We start from the raw sequence: 24211 nt of genomic DNA, 5'->3' as shown, positions 1-24211 counted from the left end.
CATAATTTATTGTCACTTAAAAAACCATGTCAAATAATTAGTCATTTTTAAACGTTCATATCCAATTTTGACGGCTTAATCCTGATTTTTGTCTCAAATGGCTAAACTGATGTAATTAAAGGCTTTTGCATTTTTCTATCTCATTGATTAATGGTGGTAATTTGACAATTTTAAGCCATTAAATTGACAGTTTTCTTTATGAAAAACCTCAGCTATATTGCTGTTGTTGATACAATTGTTGAGGTTTAAATACCATGTTACGTCTAATGACCTATGGCATTGTCGCCTGTGCATCTTGGTTTATTTATCAGGATGTCTCCGACCATTTTGGGATGGAGACCTTTGATAAGGTCTTGGTGGAGAATGTGCAACATAAGGTAGAGGCTCGAAAGGCAAAAGCCGCGGCGGAGCAATACGCGCAGCAGCTTAAGCGACAGACTGCTGCTGACTGCCAAACGACAAACACATGCACTCAATAACGGCGATGTATCATCTTTGTTCTTGCTGCGCATAAGTAAGAAGCTGTTCGCCACAGCGTCATAGCGAGAGGGGCAAATAATCCTATTTGCCCCTCTTGGGCTTGTAAACATCTATCTGCTAGAGTTTTCTCTAGCGAAAATTACCCATCAATCCCGTTGAAATATCTCTGTTTCTCGTTTTTTCTTCCGCAAATTATCGACTCCTACATAAGTGCATTTCCGTAAACTTTGTCTTGGCTTAGGTTGAAGAGAAATAAAGTTATGGATTCAAGTAGCTCTCCCAGCGTGTTAGCAAAAACCGTATATCCCAAATCAACGGAGTAGAGAGACTAGCAGTTAGTCGAGTATGATTTTGCCTTTGGCATATAAAGCTAATCGCAAAATCCGCTAGATTTAGCTGCTCGCTTGATTGAGGTTGTGTTGGCTTAATATTTAAGGATGAAGATGAGAACGCTACAACTTTTGGGGTTTATGCTGGCTGTGACAGGGATTATTTTGGCTAGCGTTATGCTCGCGTCTGTTGATAGCGAAACGTCGGGAGCATCCGCTGGTGCGGTAGGTTTAGGATTCCTGTTTATGGTATTGCCTATGCTGGGTTGCTCTGCGCTGATGTTGGTACCTTCTTCAATTGCATTGTTTTACCAGGACATCAGAACACGAACTTATTTCACAGGCTATTTCTGGTTAAATCTCTGGAAATTGAATCTACTGATTTCCCTTGGATACATAGCACTCGTTTTTTATCTGGTTTTTGTATGGTTTTACGCCAGCAGTGGTCACTAGAAGATATCAATAAAAACGCCCCAATCACCTTTGGCAATTGGGGCGTATTGTTCAGTGGTTATTTTTGTGTAGCGCGGTAGTGGTCGAAGTTCTCGATATAGTCTTCAAGATTGGCATCGATCATCTCTTTATAGCGCTCGATATAGTAATCCATCATTTCCTGCTTCTTGGCCTGCATTTGTTCTTTGCTTTCAAAGCTGGTGGAGCCAAACCAAGCGTTGTAGCGGGCGACGGCCCACATAAAGGAAGCACTGACCTCACCGGTTTGGATCTCGGTGTTTTGGTTTTGCTGGTTCGCGAGCTTAATCATCTCGGTGGCACGTTCGTAAAAGGCTTGTTGGTTATCAGACATCAGCAATTCCTATTGTTGGGGAAAGTGAAAGGGCATGGAGTGTTTCGCCCTTTTGGCTATTGCCAATAACCCTAAGGTATTTTGTGATAAAGGGACAGTCGTGCGCTTCACAGAATCCGTTGATATCACACGAAAAGGAGATGCCTAAACTAAATATGGGATAGGCGTAACATTTTTCGGTGCAGCGAAGAGCACTTTGGCAGCCTAATGCCCTTGCAATCGGATCTTGCTGCTCAAAGCTGTTCGTTTGCAAGCTTTATCCGTTAGTTGCAAAGCTCCACATCGCTTGGATAAGGCCATTGGATACTTCAAAGACCACCATGACTTCAAAGGACTCCTCGCGGATGCCGCTGATCCGTTCGTGATCGACCACTTTATTGCCGACCACCATACGATTGAGGATCTCGGCGTGCAGATGCGGCAAGTTAAAACGTTCATTCTGATAGAAATCACTAAAGGCTGCCTTACCTCGAATTACTGGTTCAGTTACAGGTGGGCGATAGATACAGACATCATCGCTAAAGAGCGCGACAAAGCTTGCAAGATCATGTTGGTTATAGGCGACTAACTGGGCTTGCACTAAGGCTTCGGCTGTTGCTGTTTGTTCTGCTATTTGGGGCATTTGCTGGCTCAAGCTATCTTCCTTCAAAATAGGGGCTGAGTCTGACAAGAGACGTGAGCCCGTTAAGGTTAACGAGAAAGGGCTTTCAACGCTTATTATCGTTATCTTAGCCTGCTTTCCCGCTATCGCGATTAATGATGAATCTATATTAAATGCTATTACTCCAATAGCTTAAGCTGCGTTTGTCCCCAAGGTGTGGCAAAGGGCATGGCTTCTTGAGGGGTTAAGACAAACTCCTGTTCACATCCATCGCCACGGGGTATTTCCCAAAACTTAATCCCATTCGCCTCGAGGGTGAGCTGAAAATACCCAGAGCAGTCGGCACTTGGGCATTCGGCATCTGGTGCCGCATTGGCAAACAACTTTTCCTTAAGTGCAGGAGGGAGCTGATAACTCATGCTTTCTGGCAAGGTTTGCGTGGGCTTATCGGCGATAAACCACTGCCAAGGATGGAAAGGTTTACCATCGGCGAGGGAGAAGCTGACAAACTCTTGGCTGATCCCATTAGCGCCAAAACCCGCCGCCCAGCGATATAAGCGCACGCTGAGCCAATGTTGATTGAGGAAAATCGGTTCAGCATAGGTCTCATCGGCCACAAAATGGCCCATTTGAGACAGCATTCTGCGGCGAGTATCAAAGGTATGTGCCAGCTGCGCATCATCGGTGAGCTTTTTCTCAAGCCACTGATTAATGGCGGGAATGCCTTTTTGTGGGCCGTTAAATTCGATGCCGACTTCGGTGCCATAGGTCAGCGGACGGTATTTGATGGTTTGAAAAGGTTGCCATTTTCCGCGGCTCAGTGAAGGTTTGGTTTCAAGCGGCAGATTGTAGGCATCGGCGCTGCAGTCATCTTGATTATCGGGGCTGATTTGGCGCTCAAGCTGTATGGGCAACGATTTGTCCGAACCATCTTTAAACCAATGGCCGCTGAGTTGCTGCGCCGTTGAGCTATCGAACTGCCAGTTTCCGGTGTTGTTTTCTTCTTTCCAAATACCGTTTTGTCGCTCGAGTTGTATTGGAGTTAAGTAGCGTTGATAGTAGTAACTGCCACTGCCGTACTGGTTAAAGCAGACTCTAACACTGCTTTTACCTAGCGTTCCTTGCCAGACACCTGAGAGTTCATCGGCGGCAAAAGTGTTGAAAGATAGTGTTGTGGCTAGCAATAGGTTTGAGGTAAACTGCTTCAGTAACTTCCGTGCATGCATACATTTTCTCTTAAAAGATAATAGGTTATGGCTTTATCTGCTGGCTATAAAAAAGTCGCCCTGAGGCGACTTTTAACGGTTTCGATCTCGATAAACGGCAGGCTCACCGTTTATCACGTCAAAAGGCCTGTTTACTCGACCTGCCAATCGATTTTTTCACCAGCGCGAATGGGCACAACATTGTTGTCGCCAAGTGGGTAACTTACTGGCACATCCCAAGATTTTTTCACTAGGGTGATGGTATCGCTGTTACGGGGCAGATTATAAAAATCTGGACCGTTGAAGCTGGCAAAGGCTTCTAATTTATCCAGCGCATTGACCGATTCAAAGGCTTCGGCGTATAGCTCAATTGCCGCATGGGCAGTATAAGAACCCGCGCAGCCACAGGCGGCTTCTTTACGATCCTTTGCGTGTGGCGCAGAGTCAGTACCGAGGAAGAACTTCTTATTGCCACTGGCCGCGGCACCTAACAGCGCTTGCTGGTGGGTATTACGTTTTAAAATCGGCAGGCAATAGAAATGCGGACGAATACCGCCAGCCAACATATGGTTGCGGTTATAGAGCAAGTGGTGCGCGGTGATCGTGGCAGCCACGTTGTCAGAGGCTTGAGTGACAAAATCGACCGCATCCTTAGTGGTGATATGCTCGAGAACGATTTTAAGCTTAGGGAAATCGGCCACTATTTTGCTGAGGATATTCTCAATAAATACCCGCTCGCGGTCGAAAATATCAATAGATGAATCAGTGACTTCACCATGCACTAGGAACAACATGCCCACTTCCTGCATCGCTTCGAGGGCGGGGTAGATGTTCTTCAAATCGGTCACGCCTGAATCCGAGTTGGTGGTCGCACCCGCTGGGTAGAGCTTAGCGGCAACGATTTTGCCCGAAGCTTTGGCTTTACGGATTTCTTCTGGGCTGGTTTTGTCGGTGAGATATAACACCATCAAGGGCTCAAATTGCGAGCCTGCTGGCACTTGCGCCTTGATACGATCGTAATAAGCCAATGCAGTTTCGGTATCGATAGCGGGAGGAACCAGGTTAGGCATGACGATAGCGCGGCCCATATAGCGGCTGATATCGCGAACCGTGTCTTTTAATTGTGCGCCGTCTCTTAGGTGAATGTGCCAATCGTCAGGACGAGTAATAGTGAGTGTTGTCATAGGGCGATTCATCTTGTTGAATGTTTCTGCTGCGAGGGTGGCAGGATCTTATGTGGCAAGGTTTTAGCTGTAAAGGGAAACTCAGCCATTTCACCAATAAAAGTGTTAACGCATGTTGAGCCCCCGTGCTCAGCCTTCCCCTCAGTCTTATAAACTTCTCTCCAGCGGACACTTTTGCCGAAAACCTGCGGACACTTTTTAATAAAACTCCCTGTGTCCGCGGACACTTTTATTCTGAATTATTAATAACTTATTGAAAATATGTATTTTTGTGGTATTGGCATAGGCGTTGCTATTACAGGATATCGATTTTTAATAGTGTCCGTTGCGATGGGCATATTCAGCCATCCGACAGGGGAGCGAGAAACGCCATGATTAAAGATACCAGCGGCCAAGATACCGTCCTTGTGCCATCGACCGCCAAACGCCTTAAGTTGCCTCTGATCATTGGCGGCTGCACTTTATTAGTCAGCGCCTTAGTGTGGGCCAGTTTTGGTAGCGATAAAGTGAGCCAATCCATCAGTCGCAGCGAGATTACTACTGCAACCTTGCATGTTGGCACCCTGACTCGAGATGTGGCAACCACGGGCAAGATAGTGGCGGCCAATGCGCCGATCCTCTACAGCACAGAAGAAGGTACAGTGACGCTACTGAGCAATCCTGGTGATAGCGTCAACAAAGGCGATGTTGTGGCCAAGCTTGATAGTCCAAGGCTAACCAATCAATTAGAGCAGGCGAAATCCCTCTTAGCGAGTTTAGAGAGCGCCCTTGATCGTGCCAAGCTGGACGCTAGACGTAACCAATTACAAGTGAATCAAACCTTAGATATGGCAAAGGTGGATTTGGAAGCGGCCGAGCGTGAGCGTCGTCGTGGCGAATTGCTTATTCAAAGTCAACTTATTGGTCAGATCGACTATGAAAAAGGTAAGGATGATCTGCATAAAGCTAAGTTGAAATTTGAGCATGCATTGCAGGACGCTGCATTAACTAAAGATACCTTGAGCTTCGAAGTCAAAAATAAAGCACTCGAAGTGGAGCGCCAACAGTTAGCAGTGCGTGAGCTTGAGCGTCAGGTCGAAGCCTTAAATATCAAGGCGCCCGTTGGCGGCATTATTGGTAACTGGCTGACCGAGCAAAAGACGCGTTTGAGCGCCAATCAACCTATCTTAACCGTGGTCGACTTAAGCGCCTATGAGGCCGAGTTGGCGGTGCCTGAATCCTATGCAGACGAGTTAGGACTCGGAATGGAGGTCGAACTGAGCTTCGGTGAGGCCAAACTCATGGGCAAGTTATCCTCGATTTCCCCCGAAGTGCGTAACCGTGAAGTCACAGCCAGAGTGCAATTTCCCCAGAGCGAAGGTCTTAAACTGCGCCAAAACCAACGTATCTCCGCCAGAGTGTTACTCGAACACAGGGCGAATGTGTTGATGGTTAAAAAGGGCGCCTTTATGAGCAGCGGTGGCGGCGATGAGGTTTACCAAATCGAAGGCGATATCGCCACCCGCCGTGACATTAAGCTCGGCAGTACCAGCATGAGTCAGGTAGAAGTGATTGAAGGCGGTAAAGCGGGTGACGAATGGGTGATCTCCAGTATAGAACCCTTCAACCATGCCGAACAGGTCAAAGTGCATTGATGACCGATAGTCAAAAATTACTTATTAATCAAGTTGAAGGTATTAACGCCGTGATGGCTAAAAAGTCTGCGGCTATGGTGCAAAAGGAGTCCATTATGCGTACTAATAGCTTTGATCTCGGTCTGCTGATGTCATCCAAATTGTTTGGCGTTCTGGCCTTAGCCCTACTCGTGGTGGCGGTGGAGCTAAGCATAGGTGAGGCCAATAGCTGGTTTTTCCTCGGTTTAAATATTTTGGAATGGACTAATCCGCTTGAGGAAGTGCGTCTGGTGAGCGAGGTCTCGATGGAAAGTGTGAACTTTATATTCGCCTGTCTCAATGGGTTGTTCGATGCCTTGAGTGGGGTTGTGATGGGCCGTTTTGCGGGGTAATGGCTTTGTGTCAGCCGTTACCGCTTAAAGATAAAGAATACTGGCGCGTTTTATAAGCCGTTTGCGCGCAAAGATAAAAATTAATCAAGGAAATTAAAATGTTATCAATGAAGAATATCAGCAAGGTTTTTAAAACGGACTTAGTCGAAACCCACGCGCTGCGGGATTTCAACCTTGAGGTGAATGAGGGCGAGTTTGTGGCGGTAACAGGGCCTTCTGGCTCAGGTAAAACCACCTTCTTAAATATCGCGGGCTTACTCGAAGGCTTCACCCATGGGGATTATTTTTTAGATGGGATCAATGTCTCCAACCTCAGTGATAACAAGAGTGCCGCCGTACGCAACGAGAAGATTGGCTTTATCTTCCAAGGCTTTAACTTGATCCCCGATCTCAACTTAGCCGAAAACATTGAGGTGCCACTGCGCTATCGTGGTTTTAGTGCCAAGGAGCGTAAACGCCGCGTGGATCAAGCCTTAGAGCAAGTGGGCTTAGGCGCGCGGATGAAGCATTTGCCGACCCAATTATCCGGCGGTCAGCAACAAAGGGTGGCGATTGCCCGCGCGCTGGCAGGAGAGCCACGTTTTCTGCTCGCCGACGAACCTACGGGTAACCTCGACAGCTTAATGGCGCGCCAAGTGATGGAATTATTGGAGAATATTAATCAGGCGGGCACCACCATCATCATGGTTACCCACGACCCTGAACTGGCTCGCCGTGCCCAGCGCAATATCCAAATTGTCGATGGTCAAGTATGCGATTTTACTATGTATCAGCCCAATGCGGCCCGCAGTGCAAGCCACGGCAGTGTCGATAAACTGGTTGCTAACGCCCAAGGCTAGGAGCGGTTATGTTCTTCTATTACTTAGATTTAGCTTGGCGTAGCATTAAAAAAACGCCCATGTTGTCGGCATTGATGATCATGGCGATTTCCATCGGTATTGGCATCACTATTACCACACTCAACATCTATAAAATGATGTCTACCAACCCTGCGGGGGAGAGATCTGGCCAACTGTTTGCGGTGCAGCTTTGGAGCCAAGGCCCAGATATTTGGGATCGTTTCGATCCACAGATCACCTATCAAGATGGCTTTAACTTACTCAAGAGCGATATTCCAAAACTGCAAACCTCAATGTTCCGTACAGGCGGCGCAGTGCAAACCGAAGATCCAGCTTTTTTACCTGTGCTGCATTCTCGGGTACGTGTGACCAATAATGACTTCTTCCCAATGTTTGGTCTCGAGTTTCAATATGGTCAGGCGTGGGATGACAGTGTCGATAGGGACGCTCGCTACGAAGTGGTATTGACTGATGAACTGAATAAGACGCTGTTCGCGGGTCAAAATAGTGTGGGCAAGACGATTTATTTCAATGCTAAACCTTACCAAGTGGTCGGGGTGCTTAAGCCTTGGGCGCCGAGCCCAAATTATTACGACCTTAACAACGGTGCCTTTGGCAATGTGGATACCTTGTTTGTGCCCTATAGCTTAGCGCCGATTGAGGAGTATGCCAGTTGGGGTAATACCAATGGCTGGAACTATGAGAGCATCAATAACTACGCGCAGCGTTTAACCTCAGAAAAGCTTTGGACGCAATTATGGGTGCAGCTGGATACGCCTGAGCAAGTTGCTGAGTACCGTCAGTGGGTGCGCCAATATATTGAGCAACAAAAGAAATTAGGCCGCTTTAGCTCACCTAAGGCCGATGTGCAGTTGTCCAATGTAGAGCAATGGTTAGCTATAAATAAAGTGGTGCCGGAGGATAACAAGGTGCTGGTTGGCCTCAGTGCGCTCTTCTTAATTGTCTGTTTAGTCAATATGTTAGGCCTATTACTGTCTAAGTTTTTACGTCGCGCTCCCGAGATCGGCGTGCGCCGCGCTATTGGCGCCAGCCAAGGGCAGATCTTTGCCCAACATATGGTGGAAGTATCCTTAATGGGATTATTCGGCGGTTTACTTGGCTTGGCATGGGCATGGGGTTCACTGATGCTGCTGACGAAGAAGTTTGACTTGGAGGCGTCTTTAACTCACCTCGATACCAGCATGTGGTTGATAGCGCCTTTGATCGCGATTTTGGCGGCTGTGGTGGCTGGCATCTACCCCGCGTGGCGTGTGTGCACGACTAACCCAAGTGTTTATCTTAAGAGCCAATAATCGGGGGCAATATGTTACATATCAAACCTATTCTCAGCAGTTTATTACGCAGTAAAAGCGGCCCCTTGTTGCTGTTATTACAGATCATTTTATCTGTGGCTATCGTCGCCAATGCCAGCTTTATTATCGCCGAGCGCTTGAATTTAATGGCCCGTGACTCGGGAATCGTTGAAAGCGAAGTCTTCGATTTCAGTATTTATCATTTCGACAAATCGACGGATTTAGTCGCGCAGGATAAGCGAGATTTAGAGATCATCCGTGCGATCCCTGGTGTTATCGATGTTGCACCTACTTCTATGGCTCCCCTGAGCGGTGGCGGTTGGTCGAGTAACTTTACCTTGGGGCCTGAGGAGCGTGCTAAATCCACGCCCAATACGGGCATGTATATGAGTGATGAGCATTTCATCAACTCCCTAGGGCTGAAATTAGTAGAAGGACGTAACTTCTATCCCCAGGAGATGACTACCGAGTTGCTAGAAGACGGTGGCAAGATGATCGTCACTAAAGCCTTTGCCGATAAGGTATGGCCGAATGAAACTGCGCTCGGCAAAAGCGTATATATGGGCACGCAGCACTTTGTGGTGATTGGGGTGCTGGAGCGCTTACAAACGGCGTGGGTGGATAACAAAAACCTGGAGTTTAGCTCAGTATTGTCGGTGAATTACCCCGCTGACTATAAACGCTATTTAGTGAGAGCTAAGTCGAGTGATATGGCTCGCCTAAAAGACGTTATCCCCAAACTGCTACATAAGGAATATCCGAGCCGCGTGGTCGAAGGCTTTACAACTATGCCCGAGCGTCGTATCGAGGCCTACCGTGACCATGAGTTAATGGCAACTGTGTTGACCATGATGGTGGTATTGTTGTTGCTAATCACCTCTCTTGGGGTGACGGGCATGGTGATGTTCAATATCCAGCGCCGCACTAAGCAAATCGGCACTCGCCGCGCGTTAGGGGCGAAAAAGCGCGATATTATCAGCTACTTCCTGGTGGAGAACTATTTGCTCTGTTTGCTTGGCGGTAGCATTGGTGTGCTGTTAGCCATTCAGTTAGGCCAGCAATTGATGAGCCTCTATAGCCTGCCGATGCTGGAGTTAGTCTATCCATTGGCGACTGTGGTGGGATTGTTTGCGGTGACAACCCTTGCAGTGTATTTACCGGCACGCAAGGCCGCTAAGATTTCTCCGGCGACAGCTACACGCAGTGTTTAAATAAGATGAAGGGCATTAAGTGCGATAACAGTAGGATGCTATTGCACTTTTTGTTACTTTAAGGGTTAATAGTTTTACTCAGGACGCACATGCCTACATGGACACTATTCTGATTGTCGACGATAACCATGCCATCTGCCAGGCCCTAGGCTTAATGCTGGAGATCAATGGTTATCAGGTGTTGACTTCTCATACGCCCGAAGATGCCCTTAGTTTGATTGCAACCCAAGATATTGATTTGGTTATCCAAGATATGAACTTCACCCGTGATACCACCTCGGGGGAAGAGGGACGACAGCTGTTTTATGCGTTGCGTGAACGTCAGCCTGATCTGCCGATCATCCTGATGACGGCTTGGACTCAGCTCGAAACCGCTGTCGAATTAGTTAAAGCGGGCGCAGCCGATTATATGGGTAAACCGTGGGATGATGCTAAGCTACTCAACAGTATCACTAATTTAATCACGTTATATAAACTTGCCCGTGCGAATCAACAGCTAGAACGGGTCAACTCCCAGCGTCAGGTGGCGATCGATGATGCGGATCTTTGCGGAATTGTGTTTGGCAGTGGCGCCATGCAACGTTGTATCGACTTAGCCTTGCAACTGGCGCGCTCCGATGTGTCTGTGTTGATCACAGGCCCCAATGGTGCGGGTAAAGACAAGCTTGCCGATATTATCCACGCCAATTCTCCCTTAAAAAACAAACCTTTTATCAAGGTTAATGTGGGCGCATTGCCAATGGAGTTGCTCGAAGCCGAACTCTTTGGTGCCGAAGCTGGCGCTTTTACCGGCGCTAATAAGGCCCGTATTGGTCGCTTTGAAGCGGCCGATGGCGGCACCCTGTTTTTGGACGAAATTGGCAATTTACCGCTCTCGGGCCAAGTGAAATTGCTACGGGTATTACAAACGGGGGAGTTTGAACGTTTAGGCAGCCACAAAACCCTAAAGGTGAAGGTGAGGGTGATCAGTGCGACCAACGCCGACCTGGCCCAAGATATTGCCGAGGGGCGTTTCCGTGAGGACTTATTCTATCGCTTGAATGTGATTGAGTTGGCCTTACCGCCACTGAATCAACGCGTTGATGATATCTTGCCCTTAGTGAAGCATTTTGTTGGCGAGGGCTTTAGCCTGAGTAAACCGGCGCAGCAAGCCCTGTTACAGCACCGCTGGCCGGGTAATGTGCGAGAGTTGGAAAATGCCTGTAAACGTGCGGCGCTGTTGGCCCAAAGCCGAGTGTTAACCGAAGCTGACTTTGGTTTAGCGCCAGCACATGGGAGCCAATCTAGTGCAATAAGTACTATGACGTTTGGACGAACTATGCCCGCAGTGGCACCGATTGAACCGCAGATAAAAGGTTCGCATCATGAGGTGCCTGCTCAACTGGATTCGAGCGACACTATGGATGTTAGCCGTGAACAGATTGAAACTGCCCTAAGGCAACACAAGGGGGTGATTGCGCGAGTGGCCAAATCCTTGGGCTTGAGTCGGCAAGCCTTGTATCGCCGAATGGATAAGTTCGGTCTAGAAAAATAGCCATAGCATGATAAACATTGAGTATTAGGCGGAAGTTTAGGTGCAACTGCGAACAAAATTAATCATTTATTCAACCATTTGTTGCGCCTTTGGTGTGCTCTTGACCTTAGGTGCTGTGAGCTATCGTCCGTCTATTTCACCCGTTGAAATGCCTGCGCCCATCAAGCTCCCCGATATTAATATACCGCCCCTCGATGTAGATAAACTTCAAGAGACTGTTGAAGCAGCGATTAAAAATAACGAGAAATTACAACAAACTATGCCATTACAGGAGCGTTTAAGGGCCGAGCAGATTAAGCATGAATTGCAAAAGCTGGAGCAGCTTAAGCAAGAACAACTGCAAATTAAGCTCTATAAACTCGAGCAGCTTAAAGACGGACTCTTTAGTCCTTCAATCCATCCTGAAGTGCCACCCATAGCGCCCCCCGCGGAACCTATCTCGCTTCCTAAATTGAAGTTAGAACACGAGCTTGAGTCCACGCCGCCAATCACTGAATGGCTATTCATATTACTGCTTGCCTGCGGAAGCTGTGCGCTCGGGGTTGCTTGGTTTACTCGGCATTTAGCCCTTAGTCTCAATGCCTTGGAGGTTGGATTACTCAACTTTAACGACAATGACTTTAGCGTGAGCATTCCGGCAAATGGTGAGGGACAACTCAAGGCTTTAGCTGAGTTATTTAATGATTCGGCCGCCAAGTTGCGCCAAGAGCGACAATATATTTATCAGCGAGAATTGCTGCTGGATAAGGTGATTCAAAGCTCACCAAATGTGATGTTACTGTTTAACGACCACCAAAAACTCATGTATGCCAACGATGCGGCGCGGCATCTTTTTCATATTAAAGGCAAGATGGAAGGCTTAAGCCTCGATAAGCTGTTGCAAGACTTACCCGAAGCCCTTACCTTAGCCCTCAAGCAGGAAAAGAGCGGCCTGTTTACCATGGGCGAAGATGATACCGAGACTTGGTATCTGAGCCGTGGCCAGTTTTTACTGAATAACCAACAGCATAATTTAATCTTACTCAAACAGATGACTCGCGAGCTCAATCGTCAGGAAGTGGCGGTATGGAAGAAAGTGATCCGCATTATCAGCCATGAGCTGAATAATTCCGTTGCGCCTATTGCCTCCATGGTGAACTCTGGGCGTTTACTGACCAAGGATCTCGATAATCCAAAATTAAAGCTGATTTTCGATACTATTGAGAGTCGCACTAATCACTTGAGCCAGTTTATTTTCAATTATGCCCGCTTTGCTAAACTGCCTTTACCGCAGCGGCGTCAAGTCGCATGGCAGCAGCTTATCGAGCATTTAACCCAACATTATCCCTTTACCTTAGCCAATGAGTTCCCCCTTGAAATGGGCTATTTCGACCAAGGGCAAATGGAGCAAGTTCTGCTGAATTTACTGAAAAATGCCCATGAATCCGGCTCCAATGCCGATCAAGTCACGCTCTCCATTCGCTACCAAACGCTGGTCGATGGCGCTGGCTTTAGTATCAAGATAGAAGACCGTGGTAGCGGTATGTCCGAGGAAGTATTAGAGCAAGCCCTATTGCCCTTTTACTCAACCAAACAATCGGGTACCGGCTTGGGCCTACCCCTTTGCCGTGAAATTATCGAAGCCCATGATGGCAGCATTAGCATGCATAATCGCACCGATGGCGGCCTGTCAGTTCAACTCTGGTTACCTCAATAAGCTGTGTTTGATTCTGTATCAAGAGGTTTCATTCCTCCGCCGAATGTATTACCCAAATGGGCTATTTTGCGGTTTTTACCTTAGCTTTTCGGGCTAATTTCCCCCTCCCTCTGATGACGAAGGATCCGCTGTCCTGTTACCCTGCGTAAGCGAAAATGATGATTGAGGACTAAGCGATTTGGTCCTTAGTTAGACTCTGGACATCGCGGATGGGGCTTCATCAACAGGGAGAGGAAAGTGAGATCGTTAATAAAGCGGTTGTTTGTCTGCATCTTGTGCTCCTTGCTGTTTGTCAGTTCCCCCAGTGTTTTGGCCGACGATGACATTGAAATTAGTGGATTAGTAATAGATAGAACCTTAACTCGTTTTGGTAAGGATTTTGGCTTTTACTATTCAAGTTATTGGCGCGAATTGCCCTTTACCCAAGGCTTTAATGTGACTTTATATGAGACTGTGTTTCCGCAGGCGGGCACGGTTTTAACTTTAGAGGTCAACGGCACTCGCATCTATACCACGCACTTTGGCCGCCGCGCCAATCCGATTAAGGAAAGCGCAGAGCAGGCCATATTGCTGACCATTGATTACTTGGCTCAGGTTCGAGCTAATGCCATTACGGGTGATTTTTCAGGAACATCGGACGATTATTAGGGTAATAATAATGAGTTACAGGACGTTACTTTCTCTTGCCGTGCTCTGCATGACATGCACAAGCCAAGCAACCGAATTAATCTATACCCCCGTGAATCCCAGCTTTGGCGGTAGTCCGCTCAATGGCTCCTTTCTGCTAAATAAAGCGCAGGCACAAAACGATAATAAAGCCAGCTCGACCGAGAAGGACTTTGTTACCCGCTTTAAGGAATCCTTAGAACGTAACATCATTAACTCCATCACCCGCGGTGTGGCAGATGGGGAGATCACCGATGGGGTGTACGATACTGGTGATTTTCGTATCGAAGTAGCTTCCACTGGCACTGGGGTGATGCTGACCATCACTAACCTCGAAACCGGCGAAGTGACAGTGATTGAAATGCCCACCTTTGGAGGCGGAAACTAATGGCACGTTTCATTCTGATCGCTTCTATGCTGCTGAGCATGTCCGCCTGTAGCCTAATCCCTAAGCCTGACTTAAATATCACGCCCGCACAGGTTAATCCTGTGAGTGAGGTGATGAAGGCGCTACAGAGTCAACCTGGGCCTAAGTTTCCCATTCCAGTTGCGGTCTATTCCTTTCGCGATCAAACAGGCCAATATAAGCCTCAGGCAAATGTGAGTTCCTTCTCCACAGCGGTCACGCAGGGGGCAACCTCTATGCTAATGCAAACCTTGCTCGACTCGAAATGGTTTACGCCCGTTGAGCGTGAAGGCCTGCAAAACCTATTAACTGAGCGCAAGATCAGCAACAAACAAAACAGCACTAAGGGCGATGATATCCCTGTGTTATCGACGGCGAGATTGCTGTTAGAAGGCGGAATTATCAGTTACGAGACCAACACCAGCACCGGCGGCACAGGGGTGGAATACTATGGTATCGGCGCCTCGGAAATGTACCGTGAGGATCTCGTCACTATTTATCTGCGCGCAGTCGATGTGCACACGGGTAAGGTGATGATGTCGGTTTCCACCAGTAAAAGGGTGTTATCTCAGGAGATGCGCGCGGGCTTATTCCGCTATACCAGTTTAAACCGTCTGGCCGAAGCGGAAGTCGGTTTTACCACGAACGAACCCGTGCAATTTTGCGTGTTGCAGGCCATCGAATTAGCGGTTTCCGAGTTGATTGATAAGGGCATTAAGCAAGGTTATTGGAATCAGGCACAAGTGGCGCAGCCTGCTGAAAGGCAGCCGGAGTTGAGCCAAGGTTAATCATTGCGATAATAAAAACCGAGCCTGCGACATGTCTGGCTCGGTTTTTTTATGGTTAATCGGCCTGTAACGCCTTCCAAAACAGGGCGAAGCTGGCATCGCGATATTTTTTATCTTTACCAAATTCAGGGTTATCAATAAAAAAACGCGTGGCGGCCAAGTATTGTCCGTGACAGTTTTCAAGCATTAAATCAATGGGATAGTGTGCAATCAATCCCATCAATTGCCCCTGTTTTATCAATTGCGCGATAAAACCTAGGATGCTGTTCATCGCCTGCTCTCGAACATGGGCTGCAATTTGCGGTGACATAGAATACTGCTGAAAAAACAATTGCTTGACTGGGTTTTGTATCGACCAATCGATCGCACTCTGCCAGAGCGTTTCGGCATTGTGCTTAAGATCTTGCCCTTCACCAACCTTTGATAACAAGGTATTGGCAAATTCTTGTTTGATGGTGAGAAATAGGTTTTCCATCAGTGCTTCCTTGGTCGGAAAATGATGGAAGAGGGTACCTGTGGCAACGCCCGCCTGCTTAGCAATGGATGCGGTCGAGGTGCCATGAAACCCTTGGTCGACAAATAATATCAAGGCAGTGTCCAGTATGGCCTGGCGTTTATCTGTCATAGGTTTGGTGGCTGAATTTGGTGGTAACAAGCTTGGCATAACAACTCCTCAAGCGGCCTTATTAGCGTAAAAACAATTTCATCAACATACGTTGGATAAAAGTGCCATAGGGAGGATGGACAAACTTCCCCGTGTTGAAGCGACCCCGGCTGAGCACAGTTTTGGCGTGGCTAAAGGTGAGGAATCCTTCTTTGCCGTGGTAATGCCCCATGCCCGATGGGCCAATACCCCCAAAGGGAGCATCATCGGCCGCCACATGGAACACTGTTTCATTGATACACACACCACCTGAATGGGTTTGCTTGAGGATTTTTTGTTGGCTCGCTTCATCAAAGCTCATCACATACAGGGCTAAGGGGCGGGCGCGAAGGTTAACGTAGCTAATGGCTTCATCTAAACTGTCGTAACCAATTACTGGCAACAATGGACCAAAGATTTCCTCTTGCATCAATAGCATATCTTCATTGGTGTCAGTAATTAGCTGAGTGGCGAGTTTACGATTCTGGCTATCTATCGCGTCATTCGAGGCGGAAATCACTTTACCCCCTTTGGCTTTCGCATCCTCGAGCACGGTCATTAAGCGTTCGAACTGGCGGGCATTAATAATACTGCCATAGTCTTTGTTGTGAGTAATATCACCGTACATGGCTTGGAATTTTGTCTGGTAGGCTTGGATAAACTCTGCCACTTTAGCCTTAGGACAAAGCACATAGTCAGGTGCTACACAGATTTGTCCAGCATTCAAACACTTACCATAAATCATTCGTTCTACTGCTATCTCAAGTGGCATATCGGGGGCGATAATCACTGGCGATTTACCGCCCAGTTCGAGAGTCACTGGCGTGAGGTTATTGGCGGCGGCGCGCATCACATGGCGACCGACAGTGGTTGAACCGGTGAACAGCAGATGATCGAAGGGTAGGGCTGAAAACTGTGCAGCCACATCGGCTTCGCCCTCGACTACGGCAACATGGGACTCTTCGAATACCTCAGCAAGTAGTTGTTTGATGACGCTATTGGTCGCTGGGGTGAATTCCGAGAGTTTGAGCATGGCATGGTTACCCGCCGCAATAGCTGTGACTAAGGGGCCGATAGAGAGCATAACGGGGAAGTTCCAAGGCACGATAATGCCAATGACGCCTAATGGTTGATAATGCACTTTCACTTGGGCGGGGGCGAGTAAGATGCCCGCATGGCGAGGGCTTGGTTTGAGCCATTTCTTTAGGTTTTTCAAGCTGTAATTGATGTTATTGACCACGGGCATAATGTCGGAGATCAGGCTGTCGTCGACCGATCTATGGCCATAGTCCTGTGACAGCGCTTCGACGAGTGGCTGTTGGAATTTGAGCAAGGCGGCCTTAAGGCGCGTTAAGCGTTCCTTACGGATAGCGTAATCGGGATTCGGGGCTGCCAAGTAACTTGCACGTTGGCGCTGGAGTAACTCGGTGAGTGGCGAGATTTTTGCTGGGTCTGTTGCCATATTCATAGTGATCCCTCGAGTGCAAGTCTTATAGAAATAACGCGGTTTGTTATTTAAAAAATAAACCGACTGATTAGTCGGTTTATCCTAGCGAACAGTGTGAGCATTCGCAAGCGTTCTGGTGTATTTATGAGCAAGATCACGGCCTGTTGCGGGGTTAGCTTCTACACTGAAACAGTAGTTTGTTAAACAAGGAGTGAGTATGACATTGTTAAAGCATGGAATTTCTGTAGGCATTGAGCGTTATGGTGACGATGATTTTTTTGTTGCCTTTAAAGCGGTTGGAACCCTAACCCATCAAGATTACGAGGTGATGGTGCCTGTGCTCGATGCCGCATTAGCTGGGGTAAAAGATCCCGATATTTATGCCTTAGTCGATGTGACTGAGCTCGATGGTTGGGAACTTCAAGCCGCTTGGGACGATCTAAAACTAGGGGTTAAGCATGTTCGCCACTTTGAGCGAATTGCCATAGTTGGTAAAACGACTCTACAGGAAGTGATGGCAAAGTTGGCAAACTGGTTCACTCCGGCCGAGGTTAAGTTTTTTGTCGATAAACTGGATGCCATTACTTGGCTCAAAGATGAGCTTAACGATGACTAGCCATTAAGGAGAACAGATTATGCGTTCAGGTCAAATACTCTGGCCCACAGATTTTTCGGAAACTGCGGCTCATGCGTTACGTTATGCTATTGAAATGGCAAATCTATACCATGTAGGGCTAAAGATTTTACACGTTGTTGAGCAACCCATTGGTGACGAAAACTACATGATCCTAGCGATCACGCCAGAGGAACTCGCTAAGAGTATGGAAGAAGCCGCCGCAACTAAAATGCAGGCTTTGCTCGAGGGACTCAAGACTGAATTACCTATCACCACCCTTATTCGCCGTGGCGATCCTGTTGATCAGATTCTAGAAGAGGCAAATGGTAAGGATGTGGGTATGGTGGTGATTGCCAGCCATGGCAGGACGGGTATCTCGCACTTTTTACACACCAATGTCGCCGAAGCCGTCGCCAATGGCGCAGCCTGTCCTGTACTCGTTGTGAAATAGCGTTTAAAGCACTGACAAGAGGGCGCTAAGGCGCCCTTTGTTTTTGATTGCTAAAGCATAATTAATTTTACGTCCTAGCTGCTTGTGCTGATTTACTGCTATAAAATACAGATTGTAAGCGATGCTATTTGCCCCAAATATCGGGCGCAACAACCTAAGTGATGGATAAGATTATGCGTACTCAAGAAGTGTTATGCCCTACGGACTTTTCGGCAACTGCCGCCCACGCTCTTAAATATGCGGTTGAAATGGCAAATCTTTATCAGGTGGATATCCGCTTACTGCATGTCGTTAGCCCGGCGCGAAGTGCTCACTTTTATGGTGTGGCTGTGGAGACGCCTGCGACATTAGAGCAACAACTCGCCAAATTTGTTGAAGAGAAAATGCAAAGTCTACAGCAGGAGATGCAGCATGGATTAAAATCAGGCCTTAGCATCAAACCTGTCATTCGCCATGGTGATGCCAGTGAAGAAATTCTTGCCGAAGCCGCCGATGTGGGCATGGTGGTTCTCGCCAGTCATGGTAGCAATAGCTTGATGGACTTTTTAAAACCCCATGTGAGTCAAGATGTGGTGCGACTCGCTAAGTGTCCGGTACTAGTCGTTAAGTAGGATCAGAGCGGATCATGCTTTAGAATTGAATGATCCAGCAGAGTATTAGCAGCCTCAGCCTCATTATCTAGGGACACTAAACGTCGATATTTTTCCTGTAGCGCGTTGAGTGTTCCATCTTCGGTGATTTGCTTCAGTCCCAGATTAAAGTCGTCACGAATTTGTTCATTTAAGAAGGCAAATTTATATTCCGTGGGTGGGAAAATACGATTGCAAATAGCCACTTGTTTGATTTCTGCCTCGGTCAATTTCCCCTCGATAAATGCCTGCTTGAGATAGTATTTAAAAATATTCTTATCCATCACGACCACATCGGCCCTGTGCTTCATCAGCATATAAACCTGTTGTATCTGTCTTGCCTGTTCCTGATAACTGGGATTGGTCTTCGTCATTTGGGTAAATTCTTCCCCAAGCAATATCGAAGCGCGTTGGAAGGCAACCACCTTCTTACCGTCTAAGTCTTTAACACTATTGATAGTGAAATCTTTGTCATCGAGGCTAATGGCGCAGTTTTGGTAGCGGATGGCGACATCTGAGTAAAAGACTTTATCAACCATGCCGTCTTTAATGTTGATAATGCCATCGAGTTTGCCTTCTTTGAGCTCATGGAAGGTACGGGCCAAGGGCAGATAGTGAATACTGGCATTGTGACCTTTGACGGCTAATGCTTGATATAGCAATTCAAGCTCTAAACCGCTGTTGGACTCTTGGATGACATAGGGCGGAATGGAAAGGCTTACCCCAATTTTAAGTTCTGCCGCCTGCATTATTTGGGGATGAAATAGGGCGACTAACCCCATCAATCGATAACGAAGCCGAGACATTCTGGCGGAGCCTGAAGCAACATTAGTGTGTTTTATCACTCATCAATACCTCGTTGTGAGTTACCAACTTGTATTGGCCGCTCCATGACCTACAGCAATAAGTGTAGTTTGCTAATTTATATTCTTAGTTATTTTATTTAGCAAAAGCGCAATCAGGCTTTTAGAAAGAGGATCCTGGTTTGCTTAAAAAGACGATTTCTTCTGCGGTGGATTCTCTACCTAATATTTTGTTTCTATGAGGGTAACGGCCAAATCTGTCGATAATCTCCTTGTGTCTTAATTCAAATTCTAAATTGGCGATGGCCGCTTCTCGATTGAACAATTTCACCGCAACTTGATGAATAATCGGCGACTCGCTATGCATGTAGGGCATAAATAAAAAGGGCACTTGTTTTGGCTTGAGTGCTAGGTCAACCTGCTGAGCCACGGCTTCTTGGGCAAGAACGAGGGCAATGGTATCGGCCTCAAAGGCGGCAGGCGTGTCGCGATAAATATTTCGGGAGAATTGATCCAATACTATGATTTCGGCTAACCGTCCTTGAGGCGTGACGCGCCAATCGGCAAGCTCTCCTCGCTTGGCCTGTTTTAGCAAGCCCTCAAATCGGGATTGGATAAGGGCATCAAATTCAGGATCTTTGAGCCACCAAGATTTAGGTGAGATCTCCTCAAACCAGAAATACAGGACTTGTTCTGCAGTAATAATGTGGCTCATTGGGTGCTCCTCATCGATTGATTCCCCTTTTACAAATAACAGTGATAGAGGGATAAACACAAGCCAATGATGCAAATTTGTCCAATAGTGGCTGGTGTAACGCTACGATTCCAGCTCCATAATTTGCGCGGAGGCTATTTCTTATTCACTGAATATCAAGTAGTTTTATATTCTCTTGCTCAATATTTGGATCCTTTCGCTATGCCCCTAGAAGCAGCTGTCAGTCAATCGATGTCGAAACAACATAAGGCATTTTTGCGTAAGCTATATTTAGCGCATTTAATGGATGATGAGCGTCATAATCTTTTGTCGCTCAACAAGTTAACTGGGATGCCCAGGCGCACGCTGCAGGATTCTATCGCCGCATTTGAAGATATTGGAATTAGAGTCGAGTTTGTGCAGGACGGCAGTCGTAACAATGCGGGTTACTATCGGATCGTTACCTGGGGACCAATCAGCAGCGCCTGGGTTGATACCCATGTCGATGAAATTGCCGCAATCATAGGTGTGACTCCCTCGGGTGAAGCGCTGGCGTGAAAGAGCGCGGATTTTGGTTCGACACTGAGCCACAGTTAAATCAGCGAGCCGTTTTACATTCCTTGGAGCATGATATCACCGCAGATGTTGCTATTATCGGTGCGGGGTATTCGGGGCTTTGGACGGCCAATTATCTAAAGCAATACCAGCCAAATCTGTCTGTGGTTATCCTTGAAGCCGAACGTATAGGCCAAGGTGCATCCGGCCGAAATGGCGGCTGGTTGATGGGCAGTTTCAGTGGTGATGTGGCCTATCTTAATCGGCTCCAAGGCGAGCAGCGTCTTACCGCTAAAACCCTTATTCAAGAAACCATTTCTGAAGTTGCTACAGTTTGCGCCAAGCATCATATCGACTGTGATTTACACCATGGCGGTAACTTGCGGGTGGCGGCGCGTTATCCCGAACAATTAGCCAATATTCAAGCCGAATTAGCGCTGTGGCGCGCACAAGGTTTTGGCGAAGCAGATATTCGTTGGCTGGATAAAACCGAGCTCGATAAGCAAGTGTCTATGGCCGAGGGTCAAGCGGCACTTTTTACCCCCCACTGCGCGCGAATACATCCTGCGAAGTTAGTCTGTGGCCTAGCAGATTTAGTAAAAAACTTAGGGGTAAAGATCTACGAACATACCCCCGTAAATCGCATAGTGCACCTTGGCGATGCACAAACCCAATTACAGACACCGCAGGGGCTGGTTCGTGCAGCAATTGTCGTGCCTGCCGTAGAGGGTTTTCAGCGTCAGCTTAGTGAGCTCGGGCGATTTACCTTACCTGTTCAGAGTTTACTTATCGCCACCGAACCGTTAACTGAGACGCAGTGGGATACGATTGGCTTGGCAAATCGGGCGACCTTTAGTGATGCCAGCCGCATAGTGACCTACGGCCAGCGTAGCCCAGATAATCGGTTGATATTTGGTGCCCGCGGTGGCTATGGGTTTGGGGCAAAAGTACGTACCGAATTTCGGTTTAATCCCAAACTCTTCAATGTGAAATGTCCAGCAAATCAAAGCTCGCCTCGGCGTGCTTTCGAGGGGGAATTTGGCTTTCGCTATCAATTATTATTGGCGTTATTTCCGCAGCTTAAGGATGTCCAAATTACCCATGGTTGGGGCGGTACCTTAGCCTTCGCGAGGCGCTTTGCTCCCCATGCCATCTTTGATAAAAGTCTAGGTTTAGGGCTGATTGGCGGTTATGGTGGGGAAGGTGTGGGGGTGGCTAATCTGTTTGCCCGCACGCTGGTGGATCTGATGCTAGAGCGTGATACGCCGCTTGTGAATATGCCCTGGGCGTTTAATGCCCCTATTCAACAGGTATTAACACCTTGGGAGCGTGAGCCTTTGCCGTGGCTCGCTTACCATGGCATAAACAAGGTTTTTGCATGGGAAGATAGGCTCTACAGCAAGCCTAGGTGTGCTGCTTGGCAAAAAGGCTTAGCTAAGTTGCTTGCGAATAGATTAGAAGGCTTAATAAGTTAATCAATTAGTAAATCAGTCAGTTAATCTGGCAATTACCGATTCATTTTTATTCATAAACGATAAGTGCTTTGATGATCCGAATATGCCGACCGAACAGTTTTTTCTACAGGGCCGCTTTAAGCTTGAGACCATTCCCCATGAAATGCGAATGTCCCATTGGATGTATGCACCTAGATTAACCGACATGCAAAGCGGGCAAGTGTTACTCGATCTCATCGGGCAATGTTGGGATTGTCAGTCTGCAATTGAAAGGGATAACGCGCTTTGCCTAACACTCAATGGCTACCCCGACAGAGCCAACTGGCTTGAGTTGGTCTTTTCGCCTGTGACGGAGTTGGTAAAGCTAAGCGGTGGCAATATCGGCGCTAAGGTGCTGACTGCGCAGGAATGTACGCCGCAGGAGCTGGCAAGTCGCCTCGATGCGTTACTTAACTCATTTCTAAGTTAAAGAAACACATAAGCCCCAAAGCCAAGCCAACTGAGGACTAACAGGGCTATGGCAGCCCAAGCAATAGGAGTGAATTGAGTCTGTGGCAGCGAAAAATCTTCGCCCTCATCCATTTCATCGGTAGCATTCGCTTGTTGGTTTCTCGCTTTTAGCTGTTGTTTTCTCAGTTTATCGCGTTCACGGGCCTTGGCTTTTTGTCGCTTTTTGTATTCGGCAATGCCCTTTTCAATTCCCTGCGCGATAAGCTTAGTCTGTTCTTTGGTTTGCCCCGGTTTTTGTGTGGCCTTGGCAATGCTCAAGGCATCTTGCTGTATTTCTGTTGAGATTGGCTGTTTCATATTTTCACTATTACGAAGATTTGTACTTATTATACCTAGGATGCTGGCAAATTTTGCGTTAAGGTCCAGAGTTTTCTTATGATTTACATCAGTTGTCATCTAATGCGTCATCATTTTATGGGAAGGAATCGCGGTGAACTCATCTAATCATAAATCTTCGCAAACGGTATTACCGCGTACTCCCGTTGAGTCACTGGTTTCAACCCCCTCCAAGGTGCAAGACAGAGCCGTGCTCCCCTGGATTTGGCAATTTTTAAAGCCCTATCGCCTGCGGGTGGTGGCGGCGATTGTATTTCTATTAATTGGCTCCTTGGCCTGGCTATCCCTCGGGCAAGGGGTGCGGCTGATGGTGGACGAAGGTTTTATTAAGGACAACGCCCAGCGCCTCAATGAAATTATTCTGTTGGTGCTGCTGATCACCGCCGTGAGTGGCACTGCGGTGTTTTGCCGTTTTTATCTGATGACTTGGCTCGGCGAGCGGGTCAGCGCCGATATAAGGCTGACGGTTTACAATCAACTGCTGAAGTTGTCCCCGGCCTTCTATGCCAAGGTGCGTACAGGTGAGGTGATTTCTCGCTTTACCGCCGACTCTACTCTGCTGCAAACCGTGGTCGGCTCGAGTCTCTCGATGGCGCTGCGTTCCGGTGTGACAGTGATCGGCGGGCTGGCGATGATGGGGATCACTAGCGTGAAGATGACGCTGCTCGTGCTACTGGCCGTGCCTTTGGTACTAGGGCCCGTGGGTTTCTTTGGTCGAAAAGTGCGAACTTTAGCGCGGGAGAGTCAAGATAGGGTGGCGGATTTGGGGGCCTATGTGGATGAAACCTTACATGAAATCCACACTGTGCAAGCCTATGGCCATGAGGATAAGGACCGCAGCTTGTTCAATGGCCGTGTCGAAGATGTGATGACCGCTGCAAGCGGCCGCATTCGTTACCGCGCCATGTTGATTTCATCTGTGATGTTTTTAAGTATTTCCGCGATAGCATCGGTGACTTGGGTTGGCGCCCATGATGTGATGTCGGGTAAGATGACGGGCGGCGAACTCTC

28 protein-coding genes are annotated in these 24211 nt (G+C 47.7%); 19 read left to right on the top strand and 9 right to left on the bottom strand.

Annotated elements, in window-relative coordinates:
• The first annotated feature begins 254 nt into the window (after positions 1-254).
• Together ACK5NH_RS15595 and ACK5NH_RS15590 are read left to right on the top strand one after the other, a co-directional pair.
• Positions 255-479 carry a hypothetical protein gene (locus ACK5NH_RS15595; RefSeq protein ID WP_416921527.1) on the top strand — a complete coding sequence of 75 codons (225 nt, stop codon included), beginning with the start codon at positions 255-257 and terminating at the stop codon, positions 477-479.
• A 444-nt stretch (positions 480-923) separates the two neighbouring features.
• A complete protein-coding gene (locus ACK5NH_RS15590) occupies positions 924-1262 on the top strand; it encodes a carbon starvation protein CstA (RefSeq protein ID WP_416921525.1) in 339 nt (112 codons plus the stop codon).
• Between the two features lie 58 nt (positions 1263-1320).
• Here ACK5NH_RS15590 and ACK5NH_RS15585 read toward each other — a convergent pair whose 3' ends face one another.
• The 4 genes from ACK5NH_RS15585 to pyrC form a co-directional block, all read right to left on the bottom strand.
• On the bottom strand, positions 1321-1614 hold the full coding sequence (locus ACK5NH_RS15585) for a DUF3144 domain-containing protein (protein ID WP_011621652.1): 294 nt from the start codon (positions 1612-1614) through the stop codon (positions 1321-1323).
• Between the two features lie 256 nt (positions 1615-1870).
• Positions 1871-2236: a nuclear transport factor 2 family protein gene (locus ACK5NH_RS15580; RefSeq protein WP_416921550.1), complete on the bottom strand. Its 366-nt coding sequence runs from the start codon at positions 2234-2236 to the stop codon at positions 1871-1873.
• A 158-nt stretch (positions 2237-2394) separates the two neighbouring features.
• Positions 2395-3441 (bottom strand): hypothetical protein, encoded by a 1047-nt coding sequence (locus ACK5NH_RS15575; protein ID WP_416921523.1) that lies wholly within the window; start codon positions 3439-3441, stop codon positions 2395-2397.
• A gap of 131 nt (positions 3442-3572) precedes the next feature.
• Entirely contained in the window at positions 3573-4604 is a 1032-nt protein-coding gene (gene pyrC, locus ACK5NH_RS15570) for a dihydroorotase (protein WP_416921521.1), read from the bottom strand.
• Between the two features lie 371 nt (positions 4605-4975).
• On the opposite strand from pyrC, the gene ACK5NH_RS15565 reads away from it, so the two are divergent.
• The 10 genes from ACK5NH_RS15565 (at position 4976) to ACK5NH_RS15520 (ending at position 15062) form a co-directional block, all read left to right on the top strand.
• Entirely contained in the window at positions 4976-6238 is a 1263-nt protein-coding gene (locus ACK5NH_RS15565; protein WP_416921519.1) for an efflux RND transporter periplasmic adaptor subunit, read from the top strand.
• The gene (locus ACK5NH_RS15560; protein WP_416921517.1) at positions 6238-6609 is read left to right on the top strand and encodes a hypothetical protein; all 372 of its coding nucleotides are present in this window, start codon (positions 6238-6240) and stop codon (positions 6607-6609) included. Before ACK5NH_RS15565 ends, ACK5NH_RS15560 begins: the two co-directional genes overlap by 1 nt.
• 98 nt (positions 6610-6707) lie before the next feature.
• Positions 6708-7448, top strand: coding sequence for an ABC transporter ATP-binding protein (locus ACK5NH_RS15555; RefSeq protein ID WP_416921515.1), 741 nt, complete (start codon positions 6708-6710; stop codon positions 7446-7448).
• A gap of 8 nt (positions 7449-7456) precedes the next feature.
• Complete coding sequence (locus ACK5NH_RS15550) at positions 7457-8761, top strand: ABC transporter permease (protein WP_416921513.1); 1305 nt, start codon at positions 7457-7459, stop codon at positions 8759-8761.
• Positions 8762-8772: 11 nt separating this feature from the next.
• Complete coding sequence (locus tag ACK5NH_RS15545) at positions 8773-9972, top strand: ABC transporter permease (protein WP_416921511.1); 1200 nt, start codon at positions 8773-8775, stop codon at positions 9970-9972.
• Positions 9973-10069: 97 nt separating this feature from the next.
• Entirely contained in the window at positions 10070-11506 is a 1437-nt protein-coding gene (locus ACK5NH_RS15540; protein ID WP_416921509.1) for a sigma-54-dependent transcriptional regulator, read from the top strand.
• A 40-nt stretch (positions 11507-11546) separates the two neighbouring features.
• Positions 11547-13202 (top strand): sensor histidine kinase, encoded by a 1656-nt coding sequence (locus ACK5NH_RS15535; protein ID WP_416921507.1) that lies wholly within the window; start codon positions 11547-11549, stop codon positions 13200-13202.
• A gap of 237 nt (positions 13203-13439) precedes the next feature.
• Complete coding sequence (locus ACK5NH_RS15530) at positions 13440-13850, top strand: curli production assembly/transport protein CsgE (protein WP_416921505.1); 411 nt, start codon at positions 13440-13442, stop codon at positions 13848-13850.
• Positions 13851-13860: 10 nt separating this feature from the next.
• Complete coding sequence (locus ACK5NH_RS15525; protein WP_416921503.1) at positions 13861-14256, top strand: curli assembly protein CsgF; 396 nt, start codon at positions 13861-13863, stop codon at positions 14254-14256.
• Positions 14256-15062, top strand: coding sequence for a CsgG/HfaB family protein (locus ACK5NH_RS15520; RefSeq protein ID WP_416921501.1), 807 nt, complete (start codon positions 14256-14258; stop codon positions 15060-15062). Before ACK5NH_RS15525 ends, ACK5NH_RS15520 begins: the two co-directional genes overlap by 1 nt.
• Positions 15063-15117: 55 nt before the next feature.
• Here ACK5NH_RS15520 and ACK5NH_RS15515 read toward each other — a convergent pair whose 3' ends face one another.
• Together ACK5NH_RS15515 and ACK5NH_RS15510 are read right to left on the bottom strand one after the other, a co-directional pair.
• Positions 15118-15726 carry a TetR/AcrR family transcriptional regulator gene (locus ACK5NH_RS15515; protein ID WP_416921499.1) on the bottom strand — a complete coding sequence of 203 codons (609 nt, stop codon included), beginning with the start codon at positions 15724-15726 and terminating at the stop codon, positions 15118-15120.
• A gap of 22 nt (positions 15727-15748) precedes the next feature.
• On the bottom strand, positions 15749-17173 hold the full coding sequence (locus ACK5NH_RS15510; RefSeq protein WP_416921497.1) for a coniferyl aldehyde dehydrogenase: 1425 nt from the start codon (positions 17171-17173) through the stop codon (positions 15749-15751).
• 196 nt (positions 17174-17369) lie between these two features.
• On the opposite strand from ACK5NH_RS15510, the gene ACK5NH_RS15505 reads away from it, so the two are divergent.
• The 3 genes from ACK5NH_RS15505 (at position 17370) to ACK5NH_RS15495 (ending at position 18830) form a co-directional block, all read left to right on the top strand.
• A complete protein-coding gene (locus ACK5NH_RS15505; RefSeq protein ID WP_416921495.1) occupies positions 17370-17768 on the top strand; it encodes an STAS/SEC14 domain-containing protein in 399 nt (132 codons plus the stop codon).
• Between the two features lie 19 nt (positions 17769-17787).
• Positions 17788-18219 (top strand): universal stress protein, encoded by a 432-nt coding sequence (locus ACK5NH_RS15500; protein ID WP_011718062.1) that lies wholly within the window; start codon positions 17788-17790, stop codon positions 18217-18219.
• 173 nt (positions 18220-18392) lie between these two features.
• Positions 18393-18830, top strand: a complete 438-nt coding sequence (locus ACK5NH_RS15495) for a universal stress protein (protein WP_416921493.1) — start codon at positions 18393-18395, stop codon at positions 18828-18830.
• Between the two features lie 2 nt (positions 18831-18832).
• Here ACK5NH_RS15495 and ACK5NH_RS15490 read toward each other — a convergent pair whose 3' ends face one another.
• On the bottom strand, positions 18833-19654 hold the full coding sequence (locus ACK5NH_RS15490) for a substrate-binding periplasmic protein (RefSeq protein ID WP_416921491.1): 822 nt from the start codon (positions 19652-19654) through the stop codon (positions 18833-18835).
• Positions 19655-19814: 160 nt separating this feature from the next.
• Positions 19815-20366, bottom strand: a complete 552-nt coding sequence (locus ACK5NH_RS15485; RefSeq protein ID WP_416921489.1) for a DUF924 family protein — start codon at positions 20364-20366, stop codon at positions 19815-19817.
• Positions 20367-20567: 201 nt separating this feature from the next.
• Here ACK5NH_RS15485 and ACK5NH_RS15480 point away from each other — a divergent pair, with 201 nt between their 5' ends.
• The 3 genes from ACK5NH_RS15480 to ACK5NH_RS15470 all read left to right on the top strand — a co-directional run bounded on the left by ACK5NH_RS15480 (position 20568) and on the right by ACK5NH_RS15470 (position 22823).
• Entirely contained in the window at positions 20568-20903 is a 336-nt protein-coding gene (locus tag ACK5NH_RS15480; protein WP_416921487.1) for a winged helix-turn-helix domain-containing protein, read from the top strand.
• On the top strand, positions 20900-22375 hold the full coding sequence (locus ACK5NH_RS15475) for an NAD(P)/FAD-dependent oxidoreductase (protein WP_416921485.1): 1476 nt from the start codon (positions 20900-20902) through the stop codon (positions 22373-22375). Before ACK5NH_RS15480 ends, ACK5NH_RS15475 begins: the two co-directional genes overlap by 4 nt.
• A gap of 82 nt (positions 22376-22457) precedes the next feature.
• Entirely contained in the window at positions 22458-22823 is a 366-nt protein-coding gene (locus ACK5NH_RS15470) for a hypothetical protein (protein ID WP_416921483.1), read from the top strand.
• On the opposite strand, the gene ACK5NH_RS15465 is transcribed toward ACK5NH_RS15470, so the two are convergent.
• Positions 22820-23161, bottom strand: a complete 342-nt coding sequence (locus ACK5NH_RS15465; protein ID WP_416921481.1) for a DUF2956 domain-containing protein — start codon at positions 23159-23161, stop codon at positions 22820-22822. The genes ACK5NH_RS15470 and ACK5NH_RS15465 overlap by 4 nt on opposite strands.
• 193 nt (positions 23162-23354) lie before the next feature.
• Between ACK5NH_RS15465 and ACK5NH_RS15460 the strand changes: the two genes are divergently transcribed.
• Positions 23355-24211, top strand: an 857-nt coding sequence (locus tag ACK5NH_RS15460) for an ABC transporter transmembrane domain-containing protein (RefSeq protein ID WP_416921548.1), incomplete at its 3' end; no start/stop codon positions are given.

Source organism: Shewanella sp., assembly GCF_047975355.1.
Lineage (GTDB): Bacteria > Pseudomonadota > Gammaproteobacteria > Enterobacterales > Shewanellaceae > Shewanella.
This window is presented reverse-complemented; position numbering and strand designations above follow the sequence as displayed.